Origin of the sequence: Clostridioides sp. ES-S-0108-01, assembly GCF_020662285.1 — a bacterium.
Taxonomy (GTDB): domain Bacteria; phylum Bacillota; class Clostridia; order Peptostreptococcales; family Peptostreptococcaceae; genus Clostridioides.
In genome coordinates, this window is sequence record NZ_JADGMN010000023.1 from 35,340 (window position 1) to 57,573 (window position 22,234).

The following is a 22,234-nucleotide window of genomic DNA, read 5'->3' on the forward strand; positions in this document are numbered from 1 at the left end:
TATGTTAGAGATAATAGGAATGTCAGTAGAAGACGCTAAAATTATAGAAGATTGTGGTGCAGATAGAATAGAGCTAGTTAGTGCTTTAACTGAAGGTGGGTTGACACCAAGTTTTGGTCTTATAGAAAGGGTTGTTAACAGTGTAAAGATACCTGTGAACGTAATGATAAGACATCATGCGAAAAGTTTTGTATACAGTAAAGAGGATATAAGTATAATGCAAAAAGATATAAGTGTGATTAAAGAGATTGGTTCTAATGGAGTTGTATTTGGTGTATTAGATAAAAACAATAAAATAGATGAAAAAAATCTAAATATTTTATTAAAATGTTGTGATAATCTTGATGTTACATTTCATAGAGCTATAGATGAATCAAATACAACGGATAGTGTTAAAATTTTGAAGGATTATGATAAGATTACAAATATACTAACATCAGGGGGGAAGGGAAGTATAGTTGATAATATACAAATAATAAAGGATATGATGTTTAGTTCTAATCACATAAAAATTCTTTTAGGTGGAGGGCTTAATTTAGATAATATAGAAAAGATAAAAGACTCAACTAAAGCAAGTGATTTTCACTTTGGTACAGCTATTAGAATGAATAACAGTCCTTTTGAAGATATAGATAGACAAAAGCTTAAACAACTCGTAAATATAATTTCAAGATAGTAATATGAAATACTTGGTCTAAATAAAGAGTGTGAGTTAATTATAATTTGGGTATATGAATGTTAATAGGTATTAAATATGAAATTATTGTTGAGTATGCTTTACGACTTTTTAGAGTCTTAAATATAAATAATGAAAGAAGAGATAGAATATGGAGGTTTTAGAGGGTTTATATTTGTAAAAAATTATAAAGGTTAAATGGCATATAATACATATAATTTCCTAAAATTACCATCTTATGACATGAATTCACATATTAATAAACAATTAATGGAGATTTTTGTGGATAGAAATAGTAGTAAAAACAGCTTTAAATAAACAAAAACAAGAGTTATTAACAGTTTTATCCACATTATCCACAGGTATTTGTAATAATATTAATCCACATGAGTATTAAGATAACTAAATAATGATAAATAATTCTATCAATTGAATAGAAAAAATCATAAAAGTAAATAATGAAAAGAGGATTATGAGAGTTCGTGTAGAATATATTATTTAAAGTATAAATTTTCTTATACTGGCATAATTGAAGGGAGATGTACTTATGAACATAATTATATCTGGAAAACAAATCGAATTAACTGATGCAATAAAAAATAAAATTGAAAGCAAACTAAGCAAGTTAGATAATTACATTCATCCAGACACTGATGTAAAAGTTACAGTAAGTGCTAGAAAAGCAAGACAAAAAATAGAAGTAACAATAGCTACTGTAAATGGTCCTATAATTAGAGCAGAAGATATGCAGGAAAATTTATACACAGCTATAGATGTTGTATATGATAAATTAAGTAAACAATTAAAAAAATATAAAAAGAGATTACAAGATAAACATAAAGACAACAAGAGTATAAGATTCCAAGATGCAGAGATAAATCTAGCTGATGAACAAGAGGATTATGGGGATGAAAATCAAGAATTAGTAATTCAAAGACGTAAGAAATTTAGTGTTAAGCCAATGAGTGAAGAAGAAGCTGTATTACAGATGGAGTTAATAGGACATGATTTTTATATGTTTAAGAATATAGATTCAGGTGAAATAGCAGTAGTTTATAAGCGTAATAATGGTGGATATGGTATAATAGAACATGAATAAAGCAATTTAGATTTAATCATATTAGCTATCGATAAATAAATTATCGATAGCTTTTTAAATTAATATTAAAAGTATAGTTTTTATGGTAAAATGAATAATAGTACAATAAAGAACGAGGAGAGATGTAAAATATGAGCTTTATGGATAATTTATTCAACATGGCAGATAAAAAAGAATTAAAAAAGTTCAATAAAACTGTTGATATAATAGATTCATTAGAACCTAAGTTTGAATCTATGGCAGACTCGGAACTTAAAAATATGACAAATATATTTAAAGAGAGATTAGCAAATGGTGAAAGTATAGATGATATACTTCCAGAAGCTTTTGCAGTAGTTAGAGAAGTTTCTAAGAGAGTGTTAGGACTTAGACACTACAGAGTTCAAATGATTGGAGGTATAGTGCTACATCAAGGAAGAATAGCCGAGATGAAAACAGGTGAAGGTAAAACCCTGGTTGCAACTGCTCCTGTTTATTTGAATGCGCTTACTGGAAAAGGTGTACATGTTGTAACAGTAAATGATTACCTTGCAAAACGTGATAGAGACCAAATGGCAAAAATCTATGAGTTTTTAGGAATGAGTGTAGGTGTTATTATACATGGTCAAAACCCAAAAGTTAGAAAAGAACAATATGATTGTGATATAACTTATGGTACAAATAATGAGTATGGATTTGACTACTTAAAGGACAATATGGTAATACACAAAGAGCAAAGAGTTCAAAGAGGATTAAATTATGCCATAGTGGATGAGGTTGACTCTATACTAATAGATGAGGCTAGAACACCGCTTATCATATCTGGACCAGGAGACAAATCAACTCATTTATATTCAGATGCAAATACATTTGTTTTAACTTTAAAACCAGATGATTATGAATTAGAAGAAAAAGATAAGGCTGTATCTCTAACAGCATCAGGTATACAAAAAGCAGAAGTATATTTTAATGTTGATAATATAACAGATATATCTCATACAGAGTTATATCATCATATAAATCAAGCTTTAAGGGCACATGTAATAATGAAGAAAGATGTTGATTATGTTGCTAAAGATGGAGAAATAGTAATAGTAGATGAGTTCACAGGTAGACTTATGTTTGGTAGAAGATATTCAGAAGGTTTACATCAAGCAATAGAAGCTAAAGAAGGTCTTAAAATACAAAGAGAGTCTAAAACACTAGCTACTGTAACATTCCAAAACTACTTTAGAATGTACAAAAAACTTTCTGGTATGACTGGTACAGCAAAAACAGAAGAAGAAGAGTTTAAAGCAATCTATAAAATGGATGTTTTTCAAGTACCTACCAATAAACTTATGATAAGGGAAGACTTACCAGACTGTGTATACAAAAGTGAAATAGGTAAGTTTAATGCTGTGGCTCAAGAAATAATTGAAAGACATAAGGTAAATCAACCAATACTTGTAGGTACAGTATCAATAGAAAAGTCAGAATTATTATCACAAATACTAAAGAAAAAAGGCATAAAACATGAAGTGTTAAATGCTAAGCATCATGATAAAGAGGCAGAAATAATAGCACAAGCTGGTAGACTTGGAGCTGTTACGATAGCTACCAATATGGCTGGTCGTGGTACAGATATAGTTCTAGGTGGAAATCCAGACTTCTTAACTAAGAGAGAAATGAGAAGAAATGGATTTAAAGAAGAAATAGTAAATAGAGTAGATACTCCAATAGAAGGGATACCTGTAAAAGGGAATGAAACTCTATTTGAAGCTAGAGCAGAGTATGAAAAACTATTTGAAAAGTTTAAACAACAAACACAAGAAGAACAAAAAAAAGTTGTAGAAGCAGGTGGACTTGCTATAATAGGTACAGAAAGACACGAATCTCGAAGAATAGATAACCAGTTGAGAGGTCGTGCTGGTCGTCAAGGTGACCCAGGTAGTTCAAGATTTTATATAGGTCTTGATGATGACCTTATGAGATTGTTTGGAAGTGATAGGATATCTGGAATTGTAGATAAAATAGGTCTTGAAGAAGATATGCCAATAGAGCATAGAATATTATCTAAATCTATTGAAGGAGCACAAAAGAAAGTCGAAGGCAAAAACTTTGGAATAAGAAAGCATGTACTTCAATACGATGATGTTATGAATAAACAAAGAGAAATAATATATGCAGAGAGAAAACGTGTATTGGAAGGCGAAGATTTACAAGAACAAATACAATCAATGACTCATTCTATAATAGAAGAGGCAGTTACTCTTTATACACAAGATAAAGGATTTGATGAAGAAGGATTCAAAGAACATATGTATAATCTGTTCTTACCAAAAGGTAGTATAGAAATACCCGAAATAGAAAAACTTAATCCAGTTGAAATAACGGAAAAAGTTTATGAAATAGCTATGAAGATATATACTTCAAAAGAAGAACAAGTTGGCTATGAGAGAATGAGAGAGGTTGAGAGAGTAATCTTACTTCAAGCTGTTGATAACCATTGGATAGACCATATAGATGCTATGGACCAATTGCGTCAAGGTATTGGTCTTCGTGCTATAGGTCAACAAGACCCAGTTATTGCTTATAAAATGGAAGGTTTCGATATGTTTGATGAAATGAATAAACATATCAAGGAAGATACTGTAAGGTATTTATTCAATATAACAATAGAAACTCCAGTGGAAAGAAAAGCTGTTGTAGATGTTGAAAATCTATCTTCTCCATCAGATGGAACACTTCCAACAAGTAAAACTGTTAAAAAAGATGAAAAAGTTGGAAGAAATGACTTATGTCCTTGTGGAAGTGGTAAAAAATATAAAAACTGTTGTGGAAGATAATCTTGGAGGATTAAATGTTAAAGTTACAAGAGTACAGACATAGTATGGAGCAGATAGCTTCAAATTTAGAAGAATTGAGGGTTTCTCTTTGACATAGCTTCATTGATGGAAAAGATACAAATTAATGAAGAAAAGATGAATAAACAAGACTTTTGGGACGATAATGAAGTCGCTCAAAGAGTACTTCAAGAAAATAAATCTTTAAAAGAGACACTAGAAGAATATGAAAGCTTAAAAAACTTATTAGAAGATATAGAAGTATTGATTGAAATAGGTCTAGAAGAAGAGGATGATTCTGTAGAAAGAGATATAGAAAAGTCCATAGAATCAATAGAAGAAAAATTATCTGAAATGAAAATAAAAACTCTTTTAAATGGAGAGTATGATAAAAATAATGCTATATTATCTATAAACGCTGGTACTGGTGGTTTGGATGCTCAAGATTGGGCTCAGATGCTTTTGAGAATGTATATAAGATGGTCAGAAAGTAAGGGATATAAAGTTAAGCTATTAGATATAATATCAGACCCTGAAGCGGGAATAAAGACAGCTACAATTCTTGTAGAAGGAACAAATGCTTATGGGTATTTAAAGAGTGAAAAAGGAGTTCATAGGCTGGTAAGAATATCTCCATTTGACCCATCAGGAAAAAGACATACCTCATTTGCATCTATAGATGTAACACCAGAGCTAGATGAGAATATAGAAGTAGAAATTAATCCATCAGATTTAAAGATAGACACATATAGAGCATCTGGAGCTGGAGGTCAACATGTAAATACGACTGATTCAGCAGTTAGAATAACACATATTCCTACAGGTGTAGTAGTCCAGTGTCAAAATGAAAGGTCTCAACATCTAAATAAGGATAGAGCTATGAGACTTTTAATGGCAAAATTGATAGAATTAAAAGAGTTAGAACAAAAGGAAAAAATAGAAGATATACAAGGAAAATACTCACAAATAACTTGGGGTAGCCAAATTAGGTCATATGTTTTTCAACCATATAAGTTGGTTAAAGACCATAGGACAAATGCTGAGTTTGGAAATGTAGATAGTGTAATGAATGGAAATATAGACTTGTTTATTAATGAATACTTAAAAATGAATAAAACAGTTTAATAAATATGCACTGTAATTAAGATATATGTATAAGAAGGTTAGTGCTTACTATGCACTTACAGCACTTAGGCTGAGGACGACAACCCTCAGCCTTCGTTCTGTTTTGTTATACTTATGAAAAAACTAACATTAGGAGTGAATAAATTGGATATAAATCAAATATTAAAAAAAGAATTTAATCTTAGAGATGAACAAATAAATAATACATTAAAGCTTATTGATGAAGGGAATACAATACCGTTTATAGCTAGATACAGAAAAGAAATGACTGGCGAAATGAGTGATGTTACACTAAGAGAATTCTATGAAAAATTGATGTATTTGAGAAACCTTCAAAATAGAAAAGATGATGTAGTTAGGCTAATAGATGAACAAGGTAAATTAACTGATGAAATAAGCAAAAGTATAGAAAAAGCAAAGACACTACAAGAAGTAGAAGATATATATGCTCCATATAAGCAAAAGAAAAGAACTAGAGCAACAATAGCAAAAGAAAAAGGATTAGAAAATCTAGCATTGTCAATACTAGAGAATAATTTGGATAGTATAGAAATAGAGGCAAATAGCTATATAGATGAAGAGAAAGAAGTTCTTTCTGTTGAAGATGCGTTAAAAGGTGCTAGAGATATAATTGCAGAATTAGTTTCAGATGATGCTAAGATTAGAAAATATATAAGAGAATTGGCTTTAAGAGAAGGAATGATAGTTAGTAAAAGTTCTACTGATGAGAAATCGGTTTATGATATGTATTATGACTATAGTGAAGCAGTAAAAAGCATGGCTCCACATAGAGTTTTGGCAATAAACAGAGGAGAAAAAGAAAATTTCTTAAAGGTTAAGTTAGAAATAAATAATGATAAAGTTTTAAATTACATAATAAATGAATATGTAAATGATAAAAATTTCAAAAATAAAGAAGAAATTGTAAATTCAATAGAAGATTCTTATAAAAGATTAATTTTTCCATCTATAGAAAGAGAAATAAGAAATCATTTAACAGAAATAGCTCAAGAAAGAGCTATAAGTGTATTTGGAAAGAATGTTAAAAGTTTATTACTTCAACCGCCAGTTAAAGACAAAGTAGTTATGGGATTTGACCCTGCATTTAGAACTGGATGTAAAATAGCTGTAGTAGATAAAAATGGTAAACTACTAGACTATACAACCGTATATCCAACAGACCCTCAAAATGATGTAGAAGGAGCAAAGAAAGTTTTAAAAGGATTGATTGAAAAATACGATATAGATATAATTTCAATTGGGAATGGAACTGCATCCAGAGAATCGGAGACTTTTGTATCAGAAATGATAAAAGATATAGATAGAGAGGTGCAATATGTTATAGTTAGTGAAGCTGGAGCATCTGTTTATTCAGCATCTGAACTTGCAAATGAAGAACATCCAGATATAAATGTATCAATAAGAGGAGCTATATCTATAGCTAGAAGATTACAAGACCCATTGGCAGAGCTTGTAAAAATAGACCCTAAAAGTATTGGCGTGGGTCAATATCAGCATGATTTAAACAAAAAGAGATTAGAAGAAGTACTAGATGGAGTTGTTGAAGATTCTGTAAATAGTGTTGGAGTAGATTTAAATACAGCATCATACTCTCTACTAGAACATGTTGCAGGAATAAGTAAGGCTATTGCAAAAAATATAATAGCATATAGAGAAGAAAATGGAGATTTTACATCAAGAGCACAATTGAAAAAGGTAAAAAGACTAGGACCTCAAGCATTTACTCAATGTGCTGGATTTATGAGAATCTTAGAGGGCAAAAATCCACTAGATAATACAGGTGTGCATCCTGAAAGTTATGAGATATGTAAAAAAATGATTGAGATAATTGGATATTCTTTAGATGATGTAAAGAATAAAAATATAGAAGAAATAGATGAAAAAATAAAAGAGATTGGTTTGAAAGAATTAAGTGAAAAACTGGAAGTAGGGCAAGTTACATTAAAAGATATCATAGCTGAAATCAAGAAGCCAGGAAGAGACCCAAGAGAAGAAGGTATAAAACCTATACTGAGAACTGATGTCTTAAAAATTGAAGATATACAGGAAGGTATGACTTTAAAAGGTACAATAAGAAATGTTGTAGATTTCGGTGCATTTGTAGATATTGGAATAAAAAATGACGGATTAGTTCATAAATCAGAAATGAGTAATAGTTTTGTAAAAGACCCTATGAGTATTGTTACAGTAGGTGATATAGTAGATGTAAAAGTGATTGGAATTGACTTAAACAAAAAAAGAGTAGCCTTATCAATGAAAAAATAGATAAGTTTATATATGATTATAATGCTTGAACTCTATGTCTGCAAATGAAATTCATAGAAGGTACAAATATTAAAAAATTTTAAAAGTGTGTTGTAAGAAATAATGTTAAAAAGAAGTACAATAGTCTTGAAAATCAGGAGGAAAATGAATGATTTTTATAAAAAATGGTAAAATAAACACCATAACAAATGGGATAATTCATGGAGACATCATTATAGATGAAGGAAAAATAATAGAAATTGGAGAAGATTTGATAGCGCCTTTAGATGTGGAGGTAATAGATGCTAGTAATAAACTTGTGTTTCCTGGATTTATAGATGCTCATACTCATTTAGGTTTATGGGAAGATGGTATAGGGTTTGAGGGAGCCGATGGAAATGAAGAGACTGACCCAATAACACCACAATTAAATCCTATAGATGGAATTAATCCAATGGATAGAACATTTAAAGAAGCCTTTGAAGGTGGCATAACTTCTGTCTGTACAACTCCTGGAAGTGCAAATGTTATGGGTGGGCAATGTATAGCTATAAAAACGTATGGAAAAAGAATTGATAAAATGGTAATAAAAAATCCAGTTGCATCTAAAATAGCTTTTGGAGAAAATCCAAAGAGCTGTTATGGTCAGGATGATAAATCTCCTCAAACTAGAATGGCTATAGCAGCCTTACTTAGAGAAAACATAAAAAAAGCAGAAGAATATCTAGAAGATATTGATATGTATGAAAGTCATGATGACGAAGACTGTGAAAAACCTGAATATGATATAAAAATGGAAAGTTTAATACCTGTTCTGAGGAGAGAAATTCCTTTCAAGGCACACGCTCATAGAGCTGATGATATTTTTACAGCAATGAGAATTGCAAAAGAATTTAATTTAAAACTTACATTAGATCATTGTACAGAAGGTCATCTTATTGTAGATGAATTGTTGGAAGAAGGATTTCCTGTGATAGTAGGTCCATCTTTATCAGAAAGGTCTAAATTTGAACTTAGAAATCTGACATTTAATACTGCGGGGATACTTTCAAATGCAGGTCTAGATGTATGCATAATGACAGACCACCCAGTAATACCAGTTCAATATCTTCCTATATGTGCAGGTATAGCAGTAAAACATGGTATGAAAGAAGAAAAAGCAATAGAATCAATTACAATAAATCCAGCTAAGGTTTTAGGTATAGAAGATAGAGTAGGTTCTATAGAAGTTGGTAAAGATGCAGATATAGTAATTTGGGATAATTCACCACTAGAAATTCAAAGTAATGTACTTTACACTATAATAAATGGTAAAGTAGTGTATGAGAAAAAATAACTTGACAATTATTAAAAAATTAACTAATATAAGGATGTAAGGAAAATTAAAAATCAAAGAAGATCTTCGGGGCAGGGTGAAATTCCCTACCGGCGGTATAGCCCGCGAACTACTTATGTAGTTGATTTGGTGAGATTCCAAAGCCGACAGTAAAGTCTGGATGGGAGAAGATATTTATGGAATATAAATAAGTTTATTTTAGTTTGTTTAAACTATATCCATAAAAACTCGAAGATGGGGTCTTCGAGTTTTTTATTTTTCCTAAAAAATATAAATATATTGATTAGGAGGATAATAATTATGCAAAACACAGCAAAAAAAAATAATGTGATTTCAACAAGAACTTTAGTAGTAATGTCAATCTTATCTGCAATATCTTATTTATTAATGTTTATTCAAGCACCGATACCAGGTATATTTCCGGATTTCTTAAAAATTGACCTATCAGATATTCCCGCAATATTTGGAGGAATGTCCTTAGGACCATTAGTTGGATTTGGAATAGTTGTAGTAAAAAATGTGTTACAAGCAATAACAGCAACAACAACTGGAGGGATAGGAGAATTTGCAAATATATTAATTGGTGGTTCCTATGTAATGATACTTTGTTATTCATATAAGAGAAGTAAAGATTTAAAAGGTGTGTTAATTGGTTTTGTGTTAGGTACAATAGTTATGACTATAATTGGTTCATTAGTAAACTATTTTGTAATGATGCCACTTTATGGTCAATTTATGGGATTAAATGCTATAATAGGACTAGGTTCAGCTATAAATCCCCAAGTTCATGATTTATTCACTTTTGTAATTTGGATTATAGCTCCCTTTAATGTATTAAAAGCTGTAATAATATCTTTAGCAACATTACCACTTTATAAGAAAATGGGTAATATAATAAAAAAATAATTAGACAAGAAAATATAAGATTTTAAAATTAAATGTATTGAATAGCCATAATTTATTTATAATTTCAGTCCTATGCTGTGATTGATATATTAAATATATTATGGCTTTATTAATTTATCAAAAAATGTATATAAAATAAGAAATATTTAGACAAATTTAATTTTTAAAATAAAGGAAGAATTAAAGCGATTAACTATTAAAATACGAAAAAGGTATCTACAATATACAGAGCGAATTCATAATAAACAAAAAGTAAAGTTATTATTAAATGTATATAAAGATTAGTAATCAAATTTTTAATAATAACTAATTTAATAATGATAGGAGTGTATATTCATGAACTTATCTAAAAAGATAAAAAAACTATTTTTAGATGATAAAGGGTATTATTTTAATAGTAATTGGGAAAATATTCATATTGGTATTTATGATACAAAGTTAGGAGATTCTTTAAAGTATATCACTAATGAATATATTGAAAATATGGAAAGGGTAAAATACGATTATCGTGAATTAAAAAATATAGAAAATCAAACTGATGGTATGTGTATTTTAGCTATAAGGCAGAATTATAAGGCACTAGAGTATGTAAAATGTCAAACCGAAGAATTATGTCTAGAGGCAATAAAGTACAACTATAGAGCACTTGAATATGTAAAAGAACAAACAGAATATCTATGCCTTGAAGCTATAAAAAAAGATTGTAATGCACTTAAGTATGTACGAAATAAAACAGAGGAACTTATTGTAAAAGCAATAAGACACTCTTCCAATATAGATGTTGTAAGTGTATTAAAGGCTTTGGAGGTTCAAACAAGAAGTATATGTTTAGAAGCAATTAAAAAAGATGGCAGGTGTCTTGCATATGTTAGAGAACAGAGTGAAGAATTATGTATAGAAGCTATTATGCAAAATTATAAAGCATTAAAATATGTACAAAATCAAACAGAAAAAATGTGTATAGAAGCTGTGAGGCAAAATGGTATGGCATTACAATATGTAAATAAACAAACTGACAAAATATGTATAGAAGCTGTTAAACAAGATGGTAGAAGTATACAATTTGTTAATAATAAGACAGAAGAAATATGTATAAATGCTATAAGATATTTAAATAAAAGATATAATATTAAAGACGTGTTACTCTACATAGATAACTATACGGAGGATATATGTATAGAGATTGTAAGACAAAATGGGAAGATGCTTATGTATATAAAAAATCAAACGGAAAAAATGTGTATTGAGGCAGTAAAAGAGAATTATAAGTCCCTTAAGTATGTAAAAGAGCAATCTGAGAGAATATGCAAAGAAGCATTAAAGCAAAATTATAAAGCAAAAGAGTACGTAAAAATTGCCATTGATGATTGTATGTAAGGTGTAGATATAAGTTATCAATAGTGAAAGATAAAAAAAGATAAATAGAAGTACTTTATAATCATCTAGCCTTATACTATAATTAATTAAGCAGTGATATAAATTCACATGACGATTATATCAAAATGGAGATGAATTGATGGTAAAAATATATTTAGAAAATGAAAATAAAACTAGAGAAATAGGATATAAATTAGGTAAACTTTTAAAAGAAGGTAGCGTTATCTGTTTAGTGGGAGATTTAGGAGCTGGTAAAACTACAATGACACAAAGTTTGGCAGATTCATTAGGGATAAAAGATTATATAACAAGTCCTACATTTACTATAATAAATGAATATGAAGGAAAAATACCTTTGTATCATTTTGATGTTTATAGAATAGGTAGTAGTGATGAGATGTATGATATTGGATATGATGAATATGTAAACTCAAAAGGAATATGTATAATAGAATGGGCTAATCTAATAGAAGATATACTTCCAAAAGAATATTTAAATATAGAGTTGAGATACAAAGATGAAGGAAGAGAAATGATATTAACTCCAAAAGGAGAGTTTTATAAAGAGATAGTTGAGGAGTTGACTAAATAATGAAAATACTAGGTATGGATACTTCTTCTATGGCAGCAAGTGTAGCAGTTGTAGAAAATGATAGCTTAATATGTGAATTTACAGTAAACAACAAAAAAACTCATTCGCAAAAGCTTATGCCGATGATAGAAAATATGTTGAGCATGAGTGATTTAAGTATAAAAGATATGGATTTGTTAGCTGTATGTATAGGTCCAGGTTCGTTTACAGGTCTTAGAATAGGTATGGCCACAGTAAAAGCTATGGCTCATGTAAATAATATACCAATAATAGCAGTGAATTCTTTAGAATCTCTAGCAAATAACATGAATTTCTGTGATAGAAAGATATGTTGTATATTAGATGCACAGAAAAATCAAGTTTATTCAGCTAAATACAAGTTTAAAAATGGAGAGCTTATAGAATTAGATGGTGTTGATGTTGTAGAGTTTAATACTTTAGTAGAGGAAATTGTATCAAGTAATGAAGAATTTATAATAGTTGGAGAAGCTGTATACAAATATAAAGATAGGCTAGAGAATATAAAAAACATAAAAATATCTTCGCCATCTCACAATGTATCTAATGCAGGAAGCTTATGTTCTTTGGCATTAAATAAATATAATAAAAATATAGATGTACATACTTGTTATACAATAAATCCTATGTACATCAGAAAATCTCAAGCTGAAGTACAATATGATGAAAAAATGAAGAGGTTAAACAATGAAAGATAATACAAAATTAATAGTGGATGATATAAAAATAGAAGAAATGACCGTTAAAGATATAGATGAAGTTTTTGAAGTAGAAAAAAATTGTTTTGAAGATTATTGGTCGAAAGAGTCTTTTAGAAAAGAGTTGTCTAATGAAGTAGCAAGGTATATAGTAGCTAAGTTAGATGGAAAAATTGTTGGATATGTGGGAATTTGGCTTATACTTGATGAAGGGCATATAAACAATGTGGCTGTCCATAGTGACTATAGAGGCAAAAAAATAGGGGACAAGTTGATAAAAAGTATAGTTGATTTATGTAAAGATAATAATATTGCATCTATTACATTAGAAGTTAGAGTATCAAATAAAATAGCACAAAATTTATATAGAAAATATGGATTTAGAATGGATGGAATAAGAAAAGAATACTACAGTGATAATAAAGAAGATGCAATTATAATGTGGAACCAAATAAAAGAGGTGTAGAGTTTATGAGTGATATAATAACATTAGCTATAGAAAGTAGTTGCGATGAAACAGCTGCATCAGTTTTAAAAAATGGTAGAGAAGTACTTTCAAACATAATCTCTACTCAAATAGAGACACATAAAAAATTTGGTGGTGTAGTTCCAGAGGTAGCTTCAAGAAAACACGTGGAAAATATTGATATAGTTGTTCAAGAAGCTTTAGATAAAGCAAGTATAGTATTTAATGATATAGACCATATTGCAGTTACATATGGTCCTGGACTAGTAGGAGCTTTACTAGTAGGCTTATCTTATGCTAAAGCACTTGCATATACTTTGAATATACCACTTGTAGGAGTAAATCACATAGAAGGTCATTTAAGTGCAAACTATATAGAACACAAGGATTTGAAACCTCCTTTTATAACATTAATAGTATCTGGAGGTCATACTCACTTGGTTGAAGTTAAAGACTATGGTAAGTATGAAATTTTAGGAAAAACAAGAGATGATGCATCTGGAGAAGCATTTGATAAGATTTCAAGAGCAATGAATTTAGGTTATCCAGGAGGTCCTATTATTGATAATCTAGCAAAAAAAGGAAATAAGCATGCTATAGAATTTCCAAGAGCCTATTTAGAAGAAGATAGTTATGATTTTAGTTTTAGTGGATTAAAATCTTCTGTGCTAAATTACCTAAATGGAAAAAGAATGAAAAATGAAGAAATAGTAGTTGAAGATGTAGCAGCATCTTTTCAAGAGGCTGTGATAGAGGTTTTATCTACTAAGGCACTAAAAGCAGTAAAAGATAAAGGATATAATATCATAACTCTTTCTGGTGGGGTTGCTTCTAATTCAGGGCTTAGGGATAAAATAACAGAGCTTGCAAAAGAGAGTGATATTATTGTTAAATATCCTCCTCTAATTTTATGTACAGATAATGCTGCTATGATAGGATGTGCAGGATATTATAATTTTATAAATGGTAAAATACATGATATGAGTTTAAATGCAGTTCCAAATTTAAAGATAAATCAGTAGAATAAACTAAATTTATAAGTATGTTAAGTCATTGTTTCAAAGAAGTAAATAGAAGTAAAATTAAATATAATAAGAATCAACATAGTATCTATTAAACTTGGAGTAAAACTACGTATAACCTTTATATTCTAATGAATTGCAACATATTTAGGGTATAAAGGTTATCTTTGGTTTGAATTTGCTTCAAGTTTAATTTTTTTGTAGAAAGATTATTTTAAAAAGTGGGTAATATACCCTTTTTTTTCGTTATTAAAAAGTTTTATACTAATTATAGAAAGTATAAGGAGGGGAAGATATGAGTCAAAGTAAAGAAGACAAAATAAGAAGTATTTTGAAAGCAAAAAATATTAAGTCGAATTTTCAGAATAAAGAAAATTTAAATGAATTTAATGAAAAAAAAGCAAGTAAAAGAGCAGAAGACTTATTAGATGTATATTATAATACATTGTCTACTGCTGATATGGAATTTCCATATTGGTATAATAGAGAATATAGAAAATCGGATGGTGATATACCAGTAGTTAGAAGAGCTAAAGCTCTTAGAGCTGCTTTTTCACATATGACACCAAACATAATACCTGGCGAGAAAATAGTAATGCAAAAGACTCGTCATTATAGAGGCTCTTTTCCAATGCCTTGGGTAAGTGAAAGTTTCTTTGTTGCTCAAGGAGAACAAATGAGAGAAGAAGCAAAGAAGTTAGCCAGTAATACCGCAGATGAGCTTACAAAGTTTGGGTCTGGTGGAGGAAATGTTACTGAAAGCTTTGGAAATGTCGTTTCAATAGCTGGTAAATTCGGAATGAGAAAAGAAGAAGTACCTGTACTTGTAAAAATGGCAAAAGAATGGGTTGGAAAGTCTGTTGAAGATTTAGGTTTTCACTATGAAAAAATGATGCCAGATTATGATTTAAAAGAAAATCTAATGAGTACGCTTATATGTATGTTTGATTCAGGGTATACACTTCCTCAAGGTAGAGAAGTTATAAATTATTTTTATCCTTTAAATTATGGATTAGATGGAATTATAGAAATGGCAAAAGAATGTAAAAAAGCAGTTGCAGGAAATGCATCTGGAGATGGGCTTATTGGTATGGACCGCCTATATTTCTATGAGGCCGTTATTCAAGTTATTGAAGGATTACAAACTTGGATTTTAAATTATGCAAAACATGCAAAATATTTAGAAAGTATAGAGACGGATTTAGGAGCTAAAAAAGAATATTCAGATTTAGTGGAGATATTAGAGCATATTGCACATAAACAACCTCGTACATTTAGGGAAGCTCTTCAGTTAACTTATACAATTCATATAGCATCAGTAAATGAGGATGCTATATCTGGTATGTCTATAGGTCGTTTTGGTCAAATTTTATATCCTTGGTATGAACAAGATATGGAAAAAGGACTAATTACAAAAGAAGAGGTTATCGAATTATTGGAGCTTTATAGAATAAAAATCACTTGTATTGACTGTTTTGCCTCAGCAGGTGTAAATGGAGGAGTGTTATCAGGAAACACATTTAATACGTTATCTATAGGTGGATTAAGAGAAGATGGTTCTACAGGAGCTAACGAGTTAGAAGAGTTATTATTAGAAGCAAGTATGAGATGTAGAACTCCTCAGCCTAGTTTAACTATGTTATATGATGAAAAGCTTCCAGAGGATTTCTTAATGAAAGCTGCGGAATGTACAAAGCTTGGTTCTGGTTATCCAGCATGGGTGAATAACTCAAATGGGACAACATTTATGATGAAACAATTTGCTGATGAAGGTATGACTGTTGAGGAAGCAAGAGCATTTGCATTAGGTGGATGTTTGGAAACATCTCCAGGGTGTTGGAAACAGTTGACTTTAAATGGAAAGACATATTCTATTGCAGGTGGAGCAGGTCAATCTGCTGGCTCTGGAGTCCACTTTATAGCTAATCCTAAAATCTTAGAACTTGTTCTTATGAATGGTAAAGACCATCGTATGAATATACAAGTATTTAAGCCTCATAATAAGTCACTAGATACTTATGAAGAAGTTATAGAAGTATTTAAAGATTACTATAAACAAGCAATAAATGTTTTAGAAAGAGCAAACAATATTGAGTTAGATATATGGAGAAAATTTGATACTTCTATAATAAATTCACTATTAAAGCCAGATTGTTTAGACAAAGGTCAACATATAGGAAATATGGGGTATCGTTATAATGCAACATTAAACGTAGAAACTTGTGGTACTGTTACTATGGTCAATTCATTTGCAGCACTTAAAAAACTTGTATATGATGACAAAACGTTTACAATAGAGGAGATGAAGGATGCTATATTAAATAATTTTGGATTTAAAGATGCATTAGAAGTAGGAAATTACTCTATGGCAGACCAAATAAAAGTAGATAAGACTGGTAAGTATGATGCTATTTATAAGGCTTGTCTTGATGCACCTAAATATGGAAATAATGATTTGTATGCAGATAATATTCTTAAAAACTATGAGGTATGGTTATCAAAAGTATGTGAAGAAGCACAATCTTTATATGCTAAGAAGATGTATCCTTGCCAAATATCTGTTTCTACACATGGACCACAAGGGGCTGCTACGTTGGCTACACCAGATGGTAGACTAAGTGGAACAACATATTCAGATGGTTCAGTTTCTGCATATGCAGGAACTGATAAAAATGGTGTATATGCATTATTTGAATCTGCAACTATTTGGGATCAAGCAGTAGTTCAAAATTCTCAGATGAATTTAAAACTTCATCCAACAACTATAAAAGGACAACAAGGTACTCAAAAATTATTAGATTTAACAAGAAGTTATTTAAGAAAAGGTGGTTTCCATATTCAATATAATGTTGTAGATTCAGAAACATTGAAAGATGCACAAAAAAATCCTGATAATTATCGTCAATTAATGGTACGTGTTGCTGGATTTACTCAATATTGGTGTGAATTAGGTAAACCAATACAAGATGAAGTAATTGCTAGAACAGAGTATGAAGGGGTGTAAAATATGAGAAAGCATAGTGATTGTATGAATTTTTGTGCAGTAGATGCAACCAAAGGAATTTGTAGATTATCAAAACAAATGATTAATTTAGATGATGAAGCATGTCCAGAAATAAAAGCAATGCCAAAATGTAAAAATTGTAAAAATTTTGTTGATGTTAATGATGAAGGCATAGGTAAATGTGTTGGTCTAGAGAAGGAAGATTGGGTATATTCAACATTGAATGCAATTACTTGTGAAGGACATGTGTTTAATGAGTAGTCAAAATCAACTAAAGGGAATGATTTTTGATGTACAGAGTTTTTCAGTCCATGACGGACCAGGTTGCAGAACAACTGTATTTTTAAATGGATGTCCACTTAGCTGTAAATGGTGTGCAAATCCAGAAAGTTGGACTGTTAAACCACATATGATGTTTAGTGAGTTATCATGTCAATATGAAAATGGATGTACCGTATGTCATGGTAGATGTAAAAATGGTGCATTAGGTTTTGACCTTGATAATAAGCCAATCATAGAATGGAGCATATGTAAGAACTGTGAAAGCTTTGAATGTGTCAACTCATGTTATTATAATGCGTTTAAATTATGTGCAAAACCTTATACTGTAGATGAACTTGTAAAGGTAATTAAACGTGATTCTAATAATTGGAGAAGCAATGGAGGAGTAACGTTTAGTGGAGGTGAGCCACTACTTCAACATGAATTTTTACATGAAGTATTATTGAAATGTCATGAGGTAAATATACACACTGCCATTGAAACAAGTGCATGTGTATCAAATGAAGTTTTTAATAAAATATTTAAAGATATTGATTTTGCATTTATTGATATAAAGCATATGGATAGAGAAAAGCACAAAGAACAAACAGGTGTATATAATGATTTAATACTAGAAAATATATCAAACCTTGCAAATTCTGATTGGAAAGGAAGGTTAGTACTTAGAGTTCCAGTTATAGCAGGATTTAATGATAGTACTGAAAATATAAGTGATATTATATCTTTTATGCACAAAAACAACTTGGTAGAAATTAACTTGTTACCATTTCACAGGCTAGGAGAATCAAAGTGGATTCAATTAGGCAAGGAGTATGAGTATTCTGATAAGGGAGATGTTGATGAAGAGCATCTTGAAGAATTACAAGATATATTTTTGGATAATGGTATAGCTTGTTATGTTGGTCATGAGACAGCTTTCTAAAAATAAATATCATAAATTTTAATTAAAAAGGATGTTACACTAAAAGTTAGAGTGACATCCTTTTTTGTGTAAAAATAATTAAGTAAAGTTTTGCCTGTTTTATATATTATTTATATTGCTTCATATACATAAAGATAGCAACTGGTAGATTGTGCATAAGTACATAAGTATATGAACCGTAATATGTAAGGTATAATGAAACACTTTGCATATTACGGTATTTTGTTGACATAATATATAAGAAATGTAAGCACTATTCCTGTTATTATTACTACTGCAAAAGATAGCGATACAGATAAAATGATTGGACTTAATTTAGGTGCTGATGATTATATTACTCAACGATATACAGCTCATGCACTTTTAGCTCTAGATGAGATGAAGTGTAATTTTCTTGAGATGCTAGAAACCGCAAAAGAATTGAATGTACAGATACCAAATATGAAAATACTAGATTCTTTAATTTGTTGAAAAGAGAATTTATTTATAAACAATTATAATTATATTAAAATAAAGACGTCAGCTAATCTATGCTTTCGCCTTTATTTATTACTTTTTATAAAGATTTTATAAAATGCTATTAAATTTTTTCTCTAGAAATATATAATTTTGAATCTTCTGATTTATCTTCATACTCAATTCCCTTATTTTTTTTCATAATTATGTATAGAGGTGCTATTAATAACATTGCTCCCAATCCGATTAAAACTCTATTTTGAGTTATAGGTTTTGCCATATCTTCTACCCAAGCTTGCTGTAGCAACCATAAGCTACCTAAAATAGCTATTGTTGGTATAACAGGTCCAAATGGAATCTTAAAAGAAGCTTGAATGTCTGTTCTTTTTCTTAAAACTATTACTGATAAACAAGTTGGTATATACTGAGCAAATCTTGCAATTACACTCATTACTGCAAGCTGTTCAAAACTTCCAGTCAGTACAAGTGGTATACAACAAATTAAAGATATTATTATTGCTACATATGGAGCATCATATTTATTTGTTTTTCCTATAAATGCTGGAAGAGAACCTTCTTCTGCTAGAGAAGAACCACATTTAGGAGTTACTATTGAAGAACCTATATTTATGCCAAATATAGATATTAATGTTGCTATAGATATAAAGACCTTACCATAGTTACCTAAAAATACACTTGAAGCATCTGCAATTGGAATACTATTTTCAAATAGTTTATCTCCAAGTATACCCATACAGACAACTTGAATTAAAATATAAATTATTGCACATATAAATATAGTAGTTATTAAGGCAATTGGAAGATTCTTTTTAGGATTTTCCATCTCCCCACTTGCTACAATAAATGATTCAAACCCAGTAAATGCGTAAAATACCAATATGATAGCTGGTCCCACACTAGAGTTAACTACATTACCTGAAGGAACAATGTTTTCAAACTTTATAAAGAATATTCCGACTATTACGAAAACTATTAGTGGTACTAATTTAGCAATAGTTATTACATTATTCATTATCTTTGTGCTTTTAATCCCAAATAAGCTATTTATTGAAAGTAGTGTTACTAGTGCTGTTGCTATATAACCCTTGTATTCAGTGGCAGCCTTTGGCCAAAATGAACCTAAAGCTGTTGCAAATCCTACTGCTAGAGTAGACCATGATATAATTCTTATGACCCAAGACATGGTACCAACTTCAAATCCTATAAAATTCCCAAAAGCTTTTTTGGAGTATAGATATGAACCTCCATTTTTATCAAACATACTTCCAACTTCTGCAAAACATAAAAGTATTGACAGAACTAAGAGTGTAGCAAAAATATATATAAACATACTATTTTGATTTGCTAGATTATAAACTTTACCTGGTAGTAAGAATATACCTGAACCTATTATGCCATTAATTCCTAATAATATCATACTAAATAGCCCTAATTTTTTAGCTTTTTCCATATTAATTTATCTCCTATTCTTTTAATAATTGCAGTACTAATTAAAATATAAAGTATTCATTACATGCATCATAACACCTATTGGCAAACAATCTTCATCTATATTAAAGTTAGAGGTATGTAGAGGTGAAATTAATCCTTTTTCCTCATTTTTACATCCTAAATGAAAGAATGCTCCCTTGCAATGTTCTGTGTAGAAAGAAAAGTCTTCACCACCTAAAGAAGGGTCTGGTCTCAATATAAACTTTTCTTCTCCAAGTAATTCTTTTGTGCTTGAGATAACAGTGTCTACTAATTCTTTTTCATTTATAACAGCAGGATAATTTTCATCACTTACATGTAATGTTCCAATACATTCAAATGCAGATGCAGTATCTTCAACGATTTTAGTTATCTTATCAATCACAAAGTTTCTTGTTTTGCTATTTAATGTTCTTAAAGTACCTTCTAGCTTTACATCTTCACATATTACATTGTGTGCATCACCACCATATATTTTACCTATAGTTAAAACAGCAGCATTATTTGGTTCTAAGTTTCTACTTATTATAGTTTGTAATGATGTAACAATTTGTGAAGCTGTAACTATTGCGTCAATACCATTTTCAGGATATGCACCATGAGCTCTTTTACCTTTGACATTTATTTCTATAGTGTCGACACTAGCATTTAATGTATCATATTTTGTTTCAATAAATCCTGTTTCAATATGTGGCATAACATGAAGTCCAAATATATAATCAGCTTTAGGATTTTCTAAACATCCATCTTCAACTAAGAATTTTGCTCCTCCAAAACCTTCTTCTGCTGGTTGAAATAAGAACTTTACATTTATATTTAATTTATCTTTTATTGAATGTAAAACTTTACATGCTCCAAGTAGCATTGATGTATGTGCATCATGACCACAAGCGTGCATTTTTCTAGCATGTATTGATTTATAAGGTATATCATTTTCTTCTTCTATAGGAAGAGCATCCATATCTGCTCTTATACAAATTGTTTTATTTGCATTTTCTTTTAAGATATATGCCATAATCCCATTGTGTTTTGTAAATTCAACATAATCAATTCCTATTTCTTTTAAATATGAAATGACTTTTTGCTTGGTAAGTTTTTCTTCAAGAGCTAATTCTGGAATTTTGTGTAATTCTCTTCTTACATTTATTAGCCAAGGTTTTATAGAATTACAGCTTTCTATTACAAAATCTTTTACTAATTCTTTAGTTTGATATTCTAATTTTAAAGACTGTTGCATTTTTATTCCTCCAATTACTTTTTATTGTTTGCTTAATATAATAAGCAATTATTATGCCATAATTTTCAGTGAGTAATTTTTGTTTTTTATAAGAATTTTGAATAAATAAAACCATTTGTTTATTCTCAAAGCATGAAAAATGATTTTATAATTGCAATTTTTGGAGAAAATTATTGTTTTGCATAAGAATAATCTTGTATAGTAGTTTATATGAAAATAATAGGAACTATTACATTTATCCCATTCCTATTAATTCCCATTAATTGTATACATAATAAAAGATTATCTTTATATATTTGAAAAATAAAAAATCTATTGAGAAAACATTTTGTGGGGCTGTAAGTAGATTTGTGTAAAAACAAATTTACCTATAGTCTTTTTGGTATACAAAATTGGTAAATTTGGAATAATATTCATATAAAAAATTTTGGAGGTTTTGAAAATGAAAGATATAATTG

Annotated in this window: 19 protein-coding genes and 1 riboswitch; of the genes, 16 read left to right on the forward strand and 3 right to left on the reverse strand. The window is 29.7% G+C overall.

Features of this window, described 5'->3' with window-relative positions:
* The first annotated feature begins 1 nt into the window (after position 1).
* The 15 genes from IR152_RS16550 (at position 2) to hpdA (ending at position 18,592) form a co-directional block, all read left to right on the forward strand.
* Entirely contained in the window at positions 2-676 is a 675-nt protein-coding gene (locus IR152_RS16550) for a copper homeostasis protein CutC (RefSeq protein WP_227453008.1), read from the forward strand.
* Between the two features lie 547 nt (positions 677-1,223).
* Positions 1,224-1,775 (forward strand): ribosome hibernation-promoting factor, HPF/YfiA family, encoded by a 552-nt coding sequence (gene hpf, locus IR152_RS16555; protein ID WP_227453009.1) that lies wholly within the window; start codon positions 1,224-1,226, stop codon positions 1,773-1,775.
* A 131-nt stretch (positions 1,776-1,906) separates the two neighbouring features.
* Positions 1,907-4,582 carry a preprotein translocase subunit SecA gene (secA, locus tag IR152_RS16560; RefSeq protein WP_227453010.1) on the forward strand — a complete coding sequence of 892 codons (2,676 nt, stop codon included), beginning with the start codon at positions 1,907-1,909 and terminating at the stop codon, positions 4,580-4,582.
* Positions 4,583-4,596: 14 nt separating this feature from the next.
* Positions 4,597-5,704, forward strand: a protein-coding gene (prfB, locus tag IR152_RS16565; RefSeq protein WP_227453011.1) for a peptide chain release factor 2 whose coding sequence is annotated in 2 segments (ribosomal slippage) — positions 4,597-4,671 and positions 4,673-5,704 — 1,107 coding nt in all. Because the reading frame shifts where the segments join, the coding sequence is not laid out codon by codon here.
* Between the two features lie 144 nt (positions 5,705-5,848).
* The gene (locus IR152_RS16570; RefSeq protein ID WP_227453012.1) at positions 5,849-7,990 is read left to right on the forward strand and encodes a Tex family protein; all 2,142 of its coding nucleotides are present in this window, start codon (positions 5,849-5,851) and stop codon (positions 7,988-7,990) included.
* Between the two features lie 148 nt (positions 7,991-8,138).
* Entirely contained in the window at positions 8,139-9,305 is a 1,167-nt protein-coding gene (locus IR152_RS16575) for an amidohydrolase (RefSeq protein WP_227453013.1), read from the forward strand.
* A gap of 58 nt (positions 9,306-9,363) precedes the next feature.
* Positions 9,364-9,481, forward strand: a riboswitch (FMN riboswitch).
* A gap of 124 nt (positions 9,482-9,605) precedes the next feature.
* Positions 9,606-10,211, forward strand: a complete 606-nt coding sequence (locus IR152_RS16580; RefSeq protein ID WP_227453014.1) for an ECF transporter S component — start codon at positions 9,606-9,608, stop codon at positions 10,209-10,211.
* Positions 10,212-10,547: 336 nt separating this feature from the next.
* Positions 10,548-11,588 (forward strand): DUF4116 domain-containing protein, encoded by a 1,041-nt coding sequence (locus IR152_RS16585; protein WP_227453015.1) that lies wholly within the window; start codon positions 10,548-10,550, stop codon positions 11,586-11,588.
* A 139-nt stretch (positions 11,589-11,727) separates the two neighbouring features.
* On the forward strand, positions 11,728-12,180 hold the full coding sequence (tsaE, locus tag IR152_RS16590; protein WP_227453016.1) for a tRNA (adenosine(37)-N6)-threonylcarbamoyltransferase complex ATPase subunit type 1 TsaE: 453 nt from the start codon (positions 11,728-11,730) through the stop codon (positions 12,178-12,180).
* Positions 12,180-12,896: a tRNA (adenosine(37)-N6)-threonylcarbamoyltransferase complex dimerization subunit type 1 TsaB gene (gene tsaB, locus IR152_RS16595; protein WP_227453017.1), complete on the forward strand. Its 717-nt coding sequence runs from the start codon at positions 12,180-12,182 to the stop codon at positions 12,894-12,896. The genes tsaE and tsaB overlap by 1 nt, the downstream gene beginning before the upstream one ends.
* A complete protein-coding gene (rimI, locus tag IR152_RS16600) occupies positions 12,886-13,362 on the forward strand; it encodes a ribosomal protein S18-alanine N-acetyltransferase (protein WP_227453018.1) in 477 nt (158 codons plus the stop codon). Before tsaB ends, rimI begins: the two co-directional genes overlap by 11 nt.
* Before the next feature lie 5 nt (positions 13,363-13,367).
* Positions 13,368-14,384: a tRNA (adenosine(37)-N6)-threonylcarbamoyltransferase complex transferase subunit TsaD gene (gene tsaD / locus IR152_RS16605; RefSeq protein ID WP_227453019.1), complete on the forward strand. Its 1,017-nt coding sequence runs from the start codon at positions 13,368-13,370 to the stop codon at positions 14,382-14,384.
* 295 nt (positions 14,385-14,679) lie between these two features.
* Positions 14,680-17,388 carry a 4-hydroxyphenylacetate decarboxylase large subunit gene (hpdB, locus tag IR152_RS16610; protein ID WP_227453020.1) on the forward strand — a complete coding sequence of 903 codons (2,709 nt, stop codon included), beginning with the start codon at positions 14,680-14,682 and terminating at the stop codon, positions 17,386-17,388.
* 3 nt (positions 17,389-17,391) lie between these two features.
* Positions 17,392-17,649: a 4-hydroxyphenylacetate decarboxylase small subunit gene (gene hpdC / locus IR152_RS16615; RefSeq protein ID WP_227453021.1), complete on the forward strand. Its 258-nt coding sequence runs from the start codon at positions 17,392-17,394 to the stop codon at positions 17,647-17,649.
* On the forward strand, positions 17,642-18,592 hold the full coding sequence (gene hpdA / locus IR152_RS16620) for a 4-hydroxyphenylacetate decarboxylase activase (protein WP_227453022.1): 951 nt from the start codon (positions 17,642-17,644) through the stop codon (positions 18,590-18,592). Before hpdC ends, hpdA begins: the two co-directional genes overlap by 8 nt.
* A 106-nt stretch (positions 18,593-18,698) precedes the next feature.
* Here the strand turns inward: hpdA and IR152_RS20125 are convergent, their stop codons facing one another.
* The gene (locus IR152_RS20125) at positions 18,699-18,824 is read right to left on the reverse strand and encodes a hypothetical protein (RefSeq protein WP_255624949.1); all 126 of its coding nucleotides are present in this window, start codon (positions 18,822-18,824) and stop codon (positions 18,699-18,701) included.
* 68 nt (positions 18,825-18,892) lie between these two features.
* Between IR152_RS20125 and IR152_RS16625 the strand changes: the two genes are divergently transcribed.
* A complete protein-coding gene (locus IR152_RS16625; RefSeq protein WP_227453023.1) occupies positions 18,893-19,063 on the forward strand; it encodes a hypothetical protein in 171 nt (56 codons plus the stop codon).
* Between the two features lie 109 nt (positions 19,064-19,172).
* Here IR152_RS16625 and IR152_RS16630 read toward each other — a convergent pair whose 3' ends face one another.
* Both IR152_RS16630 and IR152_RS16635 read right to left on the reverse strand, forming a co-directional pair.
* Positions 19,173-20,519, reverse strand: a complete 1,347-nt coding sequence (locus IR152_RS16630) for an APC family permease (protein WP_227453024.1) — start codon at positions 20,517-20,519, stop codon at positions 19,173-19,175.
* Positions 20,520-20,555: 36 nt separating this feature from the next.
* Positions 20,556-21,776 carry a M20 metallopeptidase family protein gene (locus IR152_RS16635; protein WP_227453025.1) on the reverse strand — a complete coding sequence of 407 codons (1,221 nt, stop codon included), beginning with the start codon at positions 21,774-21,776 and terminating at the stop codon, positions 20,556-20,558.
* Positions 21,777-22,234 lie beyond the last annotated feature (458 nt).

What these genes read in the sequence shown, in the direction of transcription:
- IR152_RS16550 (WP_227453008.1), top strand. Translation starts at nt 2, where the DNA reads ATGTTAGAGATAATAGGAATGTCAGTAGAAGACGCTAAAATTATAGAA.
- hpf (WP_227453009.1), top strand. Translation starts at nt 1,224, where the DNA reads ATGAACATAATTATATCTGGAAAACAAATCGAATTAACTGATGCAATA.
- secA (WP_227453010.1), top strand. Translation starts at nt 1,907, where the DNA reads ATGAGCTTTATGGATAATTTATTCAACATGGCAGATAAAAAAGAATTA.
- IR152_RS16575 (WP_227453013.1), top strand. Translation starts at nt 8,139, where the DNA reads ATGATTTTTATAAAAAATGGTAAAATAAACACCATAACAAATGGGATA.
- IR152_RS16580 (WP_227453014.1), top strand. Translation starts at nt 9,606, where the DNA reads ATGCAAAACACAGCAAAAAAAAATAATGTGATTTCAACAAGAACTTTA.
- IR152_RS16585 (WP_227453015.1), top strand. Translation starts at nt 10,548, where the DNA reads ATGAACTTATCTAAAAAGATAAAAAAACTATTTTTAGATGATAAAGGG.
- tsaE (WP_227453016.1), top strand. Translation starts at nt 11,728, where the DNA reads ATGGTAAAAATATATTTAGAAAATGAAAATAAAACTAGAGAAATAGGA.
- tsaB (WP_227453017.1), top strand. Translation starts at nt 12,180, where the DNA reads ATGAAAATACTAGGTATGGATACTTCTTCTATGGCAGCAAGTGTAGCA.
- rimI (WP_227453018.1), top strand. Translation starts at nt 12,886, where the DNA reads ATGAAAGATAATACAAAATTAATAGTGGATGATATAAAAATAGAAGAA.
- tsaD (WP_227453019.1), top strand. Translation starts at nt 13,368, where the DNA reads ATGAGTGATATAATAACATTAGCTATAGAAAGTAGTTGCGATGAAACA.
- hpdB (WP_227453020.1), top strand. Translation starts at nt 14,680, where the DNA reads ATGAGTCAAAGTAAAGAAGACAAAATAAGAAGTATTTTGAAAGCAAAA.
- hpdC (WP_227453021.1), top strand. Translation starts at nt 17,392, where the DNA reads ATGAGAAAGCATAGTGATTGTATGAATTTTTGTGCAGTAGATGCAACC.
- hpdA (WP_227453022.1), top strand. Translation starts at nt 17,642, where the DNA reads ATGAGTAGTCAAAATCAACTAAAGGGAATGATTTTTGATGTACAGAGT.
- IR152_RS20125 (WP_255624949.1), bottom strand. Translation starts at nt 18,824, where the DNA reads ATGTCAACAAAATACCGTAATATGCAAAGTGTTTCATTATACCTTACA.
- IR152_RS16625 (WP_227453023.1), top strand. Translation starts at nt 18,893, where the DNA reads ATGATTGGACTTAATTTAGGTGCTGATGATTATATTACTCAACGATAT.
- IR152_RS16630 (WP_227453024.1), bottom strand. Translation starts at nt 20,519, where the DNA reads ATGGAAAAAGCTAAAAAATTAGGGCTATTTAGTATGATATTATTAGGA.
- IR152_RS16635 (WP_227453025.1), bottom strand. Translation starts at nt 21,776, where the DNA reads ATGCAACAGTCTTTAAAATTAGAATATCAAACTAAAGAATTAGTAAAA.